Raw genomic sequence first — 9,072 nt, 5'->3', positions numbered from 1 at the left:
TTAAGCTTGCAGAAGCGATACCACCCAAGTGGAACGTTCTCATCGTCAACTGCGTTCCAGGTTCACCAATGGACTGAGCTGCGATGATACCGACAGCTTCACCCATGCTGACCTGACGTCCATTCGCGAGGTTAACACCGTAACATTTCGCACAGACACCACGTCTAGTTTCGCAAGTGAGCACTGAGCGAATTTTAACGCTTTCAATACCAGAGTCGTCAATTGCTTCAGCTTGCAGAATAGTCAATGTATCGCCTATCTTAGCAAGAAGCTTTGTGCTATCTCCTGGAAGATAAACGTCATCACAAACAGTTCGGCCGAAGATACGATCCTTCAACGGGAGGAGTTCTTCTTGACCTTGCTTAATTGGGGAAACTTCAATTCCATTCAAAGTTCCACAATCTTCTTCTGTGATAATCACGTCAGAAGCAACGTCAACAAGACGACGTGTCAAGTAACCGGAGTCCGCCGTTTTCAACGCAGTATCCGCAAGACCTTTACGCGCACCGTGAGAAGAGATGTAGTATTCGTGTACAGTCAAACCTTCTCTAAAGTTAGAGGTAATTGGAGATTCGATAATCGCACCAGAAGGTTTCGCCATCAATCCACGCAAAGCACCTAACTGTTTAATCTGGGATTTGTTACCCCGCGCACCAGAGTCCATCATCATAAATAATGGATTTAACTGGGAGTCGTTAATTTCACTAATCAGCTTAAAGAGTTCCTCGGATAGTGTTTCAGAAACTTCTGTCCAAATACTAATTGTCTTAGATTGACGCTCACCATCTGTAATAATACCGTCTTCGTATTGCTTTTTAACAAGAGCAACACGTTGGTGGGCTTCCTCTAAAATCTTCTCTTTATTCGCAGGAATTCTGACATCGCAAACACCCATCGAAAGAGCCGCTTTAGTTGCTTCTAAGAATCCAAGGTTTTTCAAGTTATCCAAGAAGCGAACTGTCGCTTCCAAGCCCACTTTTTTATAGCAACGCATGACCAAGTCGCCCATTTTCTTTTTGGGCATACTATAGTTTTGGAAACCAAGCTCAGGAGGAACAATTGTATTAAACAATACGCGACCTGGTGTTGTTTCAATAATTCCATTTTCTGTACGCAGCCTAATTTTCTCATGAATATGTAGACCATACTGATCTGAACCTTGAGCACCTTTGCGGTCTTGACGAGCTTCAGAAGATGCCAATGCCATCAATACTTCTTGAGAATCGCGGAAAACACGTGTTTTATATCCGTGATCTTCTGGAATGTAAAGAGGATCGCACATTAAGTAATAAAGGCCCAAAGTCATATCCTGAGAAGGAACAGCAGCTGGACGTCCAGAGGATGGCAAGAAGATGTTATCAGGAGCCATCATGAGCAACTTAGCTTCTAGCTGAGCTTCTACAGAAAGAGGAACGTAAACAGCCATCTGGTCACCGTCGAAGTCAGCGTTAAACGCAGAGCAAACGAGAGGGTGAATACGAATCGCTTTACCTTCAATTAAAACAGGTTCAAACGCCTGGATACCAAGACGGTGCAAAGTAGGTGCACGGTTCAACAGTACAGGGTGACCTTTAATAATGTCTTCTAACACGTCCCAAACTTCTGGTGCATGTCTTTGAATCATTTTTTTAGCTGAACGGATTGTATAAACATATCCTAAATCTTTCAAACGTTTAACAATAAAAGGTTCGAATAGTTCAAGAGCCATCAATTTTGGCAAACCGCACTGATTGAACTTCAATTCTGGACCAACAATAATAACCGAACGACCAGAGTAGTCTACACGTTTACCCAACAAGTTTTGACGGAAACGCCCTTGCTTCCCTTTCAACATTTCAGAAAGAGATTTTAGAGGACGGTTTCCAGCACCCATTACTGGATGACCATGGCGACCATTGTCAAACAACGCATCTACAGATTCTTGCAGCATTCGCTTTTCGTTGCGAACAATAACTTCTGGTGTTTTAAGCTTTAAAATTGCTTTCAAACGGTTATTTCTATTGATGACACGTCTATACAGATCGTTTAAGTCAGAAGTAGCAAAACGACCACCATCTAATGGAACGAGAGGACGGAGTTCGGGTGGAATCACGGGAACACAGGACATCACCATCCATTCGGGTCTGTTGTCAGAGGAAAGAAAGCTTTCCACAATTTTCAAACGTTTTGCTAGCTTCATTCTAGCTTGTAGAGATTTGGATTTACGCAATTTCTCTTTCAAATCGACGAGGAGACCATGCAAATCTTCAGATTTCAGTAATTCACGAATCGCTTCACCACCCATCATGGTCACAAAAGCGTCTCTTCCCCATTTCTCTTGCGCTTGTCTAAGTTCAGCATCTGTTAAGAGTTGTTTTTTCTCCAAATCTGACTGACCTGGATCGACAACCACATGCTCTTCGTAATAAATAATGCGCTCGAGATCTGTAGAAGACATTCCCAAAACGTTACCAATACGTGAAGGCATTGTTTTGAAGAACCAAATATGAACAACAGGTACTGCTAAATCGATGTGTGCCATTCTTTCGCGGCGCACTTTTGATAGAGTCACTTCTACACCACAACGATCGCAAACAATCCCTTTGTGCTTAATTTTTTTGTACTTACCACACGCGCATTCCCAGTCGCGAGTAGGTCCAAAAATCTTTTCACAAAAAAGACCACCTTTCTCAGGTTTAAAAGTTCTATAGTTAATTGTTTCAGGCTTTTTAATTTCGCCGTGAGACCATTGATTCCGAATGACCTCATCGGAGGCAATCTTAATTGTCAGCTTGTCAAATTGCCCGTCTTGCTGATTATTTTCTGACATGCATGTCTCCTATATAAATTGGCCGTATGCACAGGCATTAAAGAGGCATTTATTTTTTAACAGTCGCGATGTGTGTCTATTTAACCACAGAGTGCACAGAGACTACACAGAGCTTTGCGGCTCATAATTTGCGGTAGTAGTTCTCTGTGTACTCTGTGACCTCTGTGGTGAATAAATTTCACACGTCACATCGTTTGATATACATTAGTGTTAGACCGTCTCTGTACGAATATCAAGGCCTAGACCTTGCATTTCCTTAATTAATACATTGAAGGATTCTGGAGTTCCGGATTGTAGGAGGTTTTCTCCTTTTACAATCGACTCATAGATACGCGTACGACCCGAGACGTCATCGGATTTCACTGTCAACAATTCTTGCAACAAGTGCGCAGCACCGTAAGCTTCTGCAGCCCACACTTCCATCTCCCCGAAACGCTGACCTCCCATTTGAGCTTTACCACCCAATGGTTGTTGTGTCACAAGCGAGTAAGGTCCAACCGCTCTTGCGTGGATTTTGTCCGCGACAAGGTGACTGAGTTTAAGAATGTAGATGTAACCTACAACTACGGAGCTATCGAATCGATCCCCTGTGCAACCATCATGTAGGTAAAATTTACCATCTGATGGCATCCCTTGTTTTTCCATCATTTCCCAAATTTTATTTTCGGGGAATCCTTCGAAAACAGGACTCTTCACATTGATTCCTTGTTTCTTTGCAGCAAAGCCAAGGTGGGTTTCAAAAAGCTGACCCATGTTCATACGTGAAGGCACACCTAACGGGTTAAGAATAATTTCGATTGACTCACCATTTGGCAAGAAAGGCATGTCAGCTTCTGGAACAATCCTAGAAACGACCCCTTTGTTTCCGTGGCGGCCAGCCATTTTATCCCCAACTTGCAATTTACGCTTTGAGGCTACGTAGACTTTCACTTGTCGAATGATGCCTGGATCAAGATCTGTATCTCCTTTACGCATGAATTCAACTTCAGTCTTATATTGCGTCTCAAGAGTTTGCGTTGCAATTTCATAGTCGTGCAAGAATTGCTTAAGTGCATTATAAATTTGATTGTCTGGCATTAAGAGATCTTCAACATTCTCTTTCTCAAGTTCTTCGATCAAATCTTGTGTAATCAGCATTCCCTCTTCAATAACCACTTCAGCAGTCTTACGGTGAACAATTGTTCCCGGTGCTGTTTCGTTAAGGAGGAGAGCTCCAATTTTTTCACGACGCTCAGTACGAAGTTCCGATTGCTTTTGTTTGAATTCTTTTTGAATATCTTTTAAGCGAGAAGCTTCTTCAACAAGTTCATCATCGGTTTTGGATAAACGGTCTCTGCGACTAAACACTTTTACATCCATGACCACCCCTTCTGTACCAGGAGGAACAGTTAAGGAAGCATCTTTAACATCCGCCGCTTTCTCACCAAAGATCGCACGTAATAGACGTTCTTCAGGAGCGAGTTCTGTTTCTGATTTTGGTGTAATTTTTCCGACAAGAATATCACCCGGTTTAACTTCTGCACCGATGCGGATAATCCCGTCTTCACCTAGGTTTAGCAACGCTTCATCTGATACGTTTGGAATATCACGTGTGATCTCTTCTTTTCCAAGTTTTGTATCACGTGCTGTCAGTTCAAATTCTTCGATGTAGATCGAAGTATAAGCATCTTCACGCAATAGCTTTTCAGAGATGATGATCGCATCCTCATAGTTATATCCAAACCATGGCATGAAAGCGACGAGTACGTTTCTTCCAAGAGCGACTTCCCCTTTATCTGTTGCTGGCCCATCCGCAATCACATCACCCGCTTTCACTTCATCGCCAATATTGCATAAAGGTTGCTGGTTAATGCAAGTTCCCGCGTTTGAACGCAAAAATTTCTTCAGGTAGTAAGTCTTTTTATCCAAACGGTTGTCTGTTGGAGAAATCACAATTTTCAGGCCGTCTACGTATTCAACAATCCCGTCTTCATGTGCGATCACAACAGCACCCGAATCGCGTGCAGCACGTGCTTCCAAACCTGTTCCGACAATTGGAGCTTGCGGTCTTAACAATGGCACACCTTGGCGTTGCATGTTAGAACCCATCAAAGCTCGGTTCGCATCGTCGTGTTCGAGGAACGGAATGAGCCCCGTTACAATTGAGACTAATTGTTTTGGGGAAACGTCCATATGCGTGATTTTAGAGGATTCAATCTCTAAAGGCTCACCTCTCCAACGCGCCCAACAAATCGGTTCAGCAAACATTTTGAATTCATCGAGAACAGCCGAAGCTTGTGCAATTACACAACGTTCTTCTTGGTCAGCTGTCATGTACTCAATTTCATCTGTGACAACACCTTCTCTCACGATTAAGTAAGGAGTTTCGATAAATCCAAATTCATTAATTTTTGCAAAAGAGGACAAGGAGGTGATCAAACCGATGTTTGGTCCTTCCGGTGTTTCAATTGGGCAAATACGTCCATAGTGGCTCGGGTGAACGTCACGTACTTCAAAGCCTGCGCGATCGCGATTTAAACCACCTGGTCCAAGAGAGGATAGACGACGTTTGTGCGTCAATTCGGCGATAGGGTTCGTCTGGTCCATAAATTGAGAAAGCTGTGAACGACCAAAGAAGTCTTTCAAAACTCCAGATAGGCCTTTCGCTGAAACAATTTTTCCTGGGGTGAGAGTATCTGAAGAGAAATCAAATAAGTTCATTCTTTCACGAATGATTTTCTCCATTCTCGCCAATCCAATACGGCATTGGTTTTGAATCAATTCACCAACTGATCTGACGCGACGATTTCCTAAGTGGTCGATATCATCGACATACGTATCTTCTTTGTTCTGTTTCAAACTAATGAGATATTTTAAAGCACCGATCACATCTTCTTTCGTCAATGTCACAGTTTTAAGCTGCTCATCACCAATTTCAAGACCCAATTTGGAATTGAGTTTATAACGACCAACACGTCCTAAATTGTAGCGTTTTGGATCAAAGAAAAGGCGCATAATCGCAGAACGTGCATTAGATAATGTCGCGGGTTCACCGGGCCGAATCTTACGGTAGAAGTCTTTAAGTGCGCTTTCGTATGAATCTGTTGGATCTTTGGAAAGCATTTTAATAATAGGGCTTGCTTCGTCAGCATCTTCTGCGATACGAATTACATCGATTCCGGCATCAATCATGCGTTTAAGCATAGCTGTTGTAAGTTTTTCACCCGCTTTTCCAAAGACAGTTCCACTTTCTTCATCGAGAACATCTTGCGCCAAAATTTTTCCAACTAAATCGGAAAGATCTTTGTCACTCTTCAATTTTATTTTGCGCGTACTGAAAAATTCTTCAATAATGTCTGCATTCGTTGAGTAACCTAATGCGCGAATAAATGTTGTTGCCAAAATTTTACGACGACGCTTTTTACGATCGATGTAAATATGAATCAAATCGTTTGAGTCAAAAGCACCTTCTAACCAGCTACCACGGTAAGGAATGATTCTAAAGGAATAAATCCAATTTCCGCGCATGTGGCGTTCTTGCTCAAAGCAAATCCCTGGGGAACGGTGCAACTGGGAGACAACAACCCTTTCAGCGCCGTTGATAATGAACGTTCCTTTTTCGGTCATAACAGGAATGGTCCCCATATAGACCTCTTCCTCTTTAATCCCTGTTTCATCCGTCAAACGAAACTTAACTTTCAAAGTTACGTTATAGGAGATTCCTCTTCTGATGCATTCATCAGGAATATATTTTGGAACTCCCAGGCTATATGACAAAAATTCCAGGGTCGTTTTTTCGTCGTATGACTTAATAGGAAAAATTTCGTTGAAAACTTCTTGTAAACCAATATTTTCCCGTTCATTTGGGAACAAGTTTGCTTGTAAGAATTGATTGTATGACTTGACTTGAATCTCAATGAGGTTGGGAAGATCAATAATTTCTTCCTTTTCAACAAAACTCACCCGATGCGGCGGCCTTTGCAACATGATGAAGGACTCCCTGGTATAGCTTGAATTAGGACATTGACCTTGGCAAAACTTTACTCACAGGTGAATTTGGGGGCATGCCTCCGTGTTCACTATCTTATTAAATGAGCGTTTGCAAGGAAATACTATAACAATTGAGATTTTCTTCTTAGCGAAGAAGATCTGAATTGGAACATTATTTATTTACGGGCTTATGGCCGTTTGATTAAATGCCGAAATCCCAGGATCATAGCTTTTTATGGCCATGATTCTGGGTTATTGCATACTAGAAGTAGATCTTACAGACCTTTCAAAGTAACTTTGCAACCAGCTGCTTCGACTTTCTTCTTGATTTCTTCAGCTTCAGCTTTAGGAGCTGTTTCTTTTATAACTTTTGGAGTTGATTCAACAAGTTCTTTTGCTTCTTTCAATCCAAGACCTGTGATTTCACGCACAACTTTAATTGCACTGATTTTCTTGTCATCAGTTACTTTTTCAAGTGTGATTTGGAAATCTGTTGATTCAGCTGCTGCTGGAGCTGCTGCTGCTGGCGCTACAGCCATAACTGCTGCCGCTGCTGCTGCCTTAACTCCCCATTTTTCTTCTAGGGCAGTTTTCAACTCCGCCATTTCTAAAACTGTCAATTGGCTGAGCTGCTCCACGAGTTCTTCTTTTTTATTGCTCACGATATTACCTCACTAAATTACTAAGCTTCTGTTAATGAATTGTTCTCGTCGTTTTCTTGCTTGCATTTGTTGTCTAAGCAATACACAACGCTTGTTACGATGGCTTCCATCACCGATAAGGTTTGCGACAGTGGTGCTTCGAAGACACTCAGTAACTGTGCTCTCATCTCATCCATAGATGGCAATTTGGATAATTTCTCAACATCTTCGCTGTTGTACATTCTTCCATCAAAACGACCACCCATTACATTAATGGTTTTGTTTTCGTCTTTGAATTTGAAGACAACTTTTGCGGTTTCGATGGGATCTTGACCTGCGAAGACAATTCCAATGTGACCTGGAAGAGCTTCAAGATCTAATTTGATTCCTACGCAGTCGGCAGCCTGTACTAAAACACGCTTTTTTACCATTTCCAGGTTTCCGCCAAGTGTTGATACCCTGCGACGGAAATCGGCAGCTGCGTTTGCAGTTAATCCCATGTAATTGATGATCACAAAGGAATCAAAATTTTCGATTTGCCCTTTGATTTCATCCAAAAGAAGTTGCTTTTCTTTTCTCATCTTTCACTTACTCCTTTATGATGAACCAACGGCTTTACGTAGATCGATTTTAAATCCAGGTCCCATCGTGGAAGAAATGACCATGGACGCTAGGAATTCCCCTTTAGCTGCCGCTGGTTTAGCTTTTTGCACTGCACTGAGAAAGCTTTGAATATTCTCTTCTAGCTTATCGAGTGCAAATGAAAGCTTCCCTACCATGCAGTTCACAACACCATGACGGTCGATTTTAAACTCAATTTTACCGGCTTTGAGTTCATTAATCGCCTTAACAATGTCGTTTGTGACAGTTCCGGCTTTAGGAGTAGGCATTAAGCCTCGGGGCCCGAGAACTTTACCTAATTTACCTACATCTCTCATCATATCTGGGGTTGCAATCACTGCATTAAAATCAGTCCAGCCCCCGTTAACTTTTTCAAAAAGTTCTTCGTTACCCGCGAAGTCAGCACCAGCAGCTAAGGCTTCTTTAACCTTATCGCCCTTAACAAAAACAAGTATTTTCATTAATTTACCTGTGCCATTCGGTAGTGACACAGTTCCGCGAACGCTTTGGTCTGATTTGCGAGGGTCAACGCCTAGTTTTAAAGAGATGTCAACGGACTGATCAAATTTGACCGTTGGGCATTTCTTTAACATCTCGATTGCTTCTGTAACACTGTATGTCTTGCGAACATCAAATGTATTTGCAATCTCCCGAATTCTTTTACTTGGACGACCCATTTTACCTTCTTTACTCGTTGACGAGTTCAATTCCCATAGAACGTGCTGTTCCTAATACACAATTTGTAGCAGCTTCTAGGTCGCTAGCATTCATATCTTGCACTTTTGCTTCGGCAATTTTTCTTGCTTGCGAACGTGTGATCTTACCTACTTTGTTACGGTTAGGAATAGCAGACCCTTTTTCAATGCCCATTGCTTTTTTAAGCATTTCAGCAACAGGAGGCTTTTTACAAATGAATGTAAACGTTTTATCATGTTAAACGTAAATCACTACTGGCAGGATATCTCCAGCCATCGCTTGTGTTTTCGCATTAAACTCTTTGCAGAACGCCATGATGTTGACGCCAGCAGTACC

General features: G+C 42.0%; 5 protein-coding genes and 1 pseudogene. All 6 read right to left on the bottom strand.

Annotation, left to right across the window (positions count from 1 at the left end; all coding sequences use genetic code 11):
- A partial coding sequence (rpoC, locus tag AB7E63_RS12500; protein ID WP_428419606.1) for a DNA-directed RNA polymerase subunit beta' occupies nucleotides 1-2,809 on the bottom strand: 2,809 nt, incomplete at its 3' end.
- Nucleotides 2,810-3,019: 210 nt separating this feature from the next.
- Complete coding sequence (gene rpoB / locus AB7E63_RS12495) at nucleotides 3,020-6,775, bottom strand: DNA-directed RNA polymerase subunit beta (protein WP_284452559.1); 3,756 nt, start codon at nucleotides 6,773-6,775, stop codon at nucleotides 3,020-3,022.
- A gap of 278 nt (nucleotides 6,776-7,053) precedes the next feature.
- Nucleotides 7,054-7,440 (bottom strand): 50S ribosomal protein L7/L12, encoded by a 387-nt coding sequence (rplL, locus tag AB7E63_RS12490; RefSeq protein ID WP_006340074.1) that lies wholly within the window; start codon nucleotides 7,438-7,440, stop codon nucleotides 7,054-7,056.
- 20 nt (nucleotides 7,441-7,460) lie between these two features.
- Nucleotides 7,461-8,000, bottom strand: a complete 540-nt coding sequence (gene rplJ, locus AB7E63_RS12485) for a 50S ribosomal protein L10 (protein WP_006340073.1) — start codon at nucleotides 7,998-8,000, stop codon at nucleotides 7,461-7,463.
- Between the two features lie 15 nt (nucleotides 8,001-8,015).
- Complete coding sequence (gene rplA, locus AB7E63_RS12480) at nucleotides 8,016-8,717, bottom strand: 50S ribosomal protein L1 (RefSeq protein WP_006340072.1); 702 nt, start codon at nucleotides 8,715-8,717, stop codon at nucleotides 8,016-8,018.
- A 10-nt stretch (nucleotides 8,718-8,727) separates the two neighbouring features.
- A pseudogene (gene rplK / locus AB7E63_RS12475) lies at nucleotides 8,728-9,072 on the bottom strand (50S ribosomal protein L11); the annotation flags it as partial.

Source organism: Parachlamydia sp. (assembly GCF_050255895.1).
Lineage (GTDB): Bacteria > Chlamydiota > Chlamydiia > Chlamydiales > Parachlamydiaceae > Parachlamydia > Parachlamydia acanthamoebae.
The sequence above is the reverse complement of the archived record's forward strand: the minus strand, read 5'-3'. Positions and strand labels throughout refer to the sequence as shown.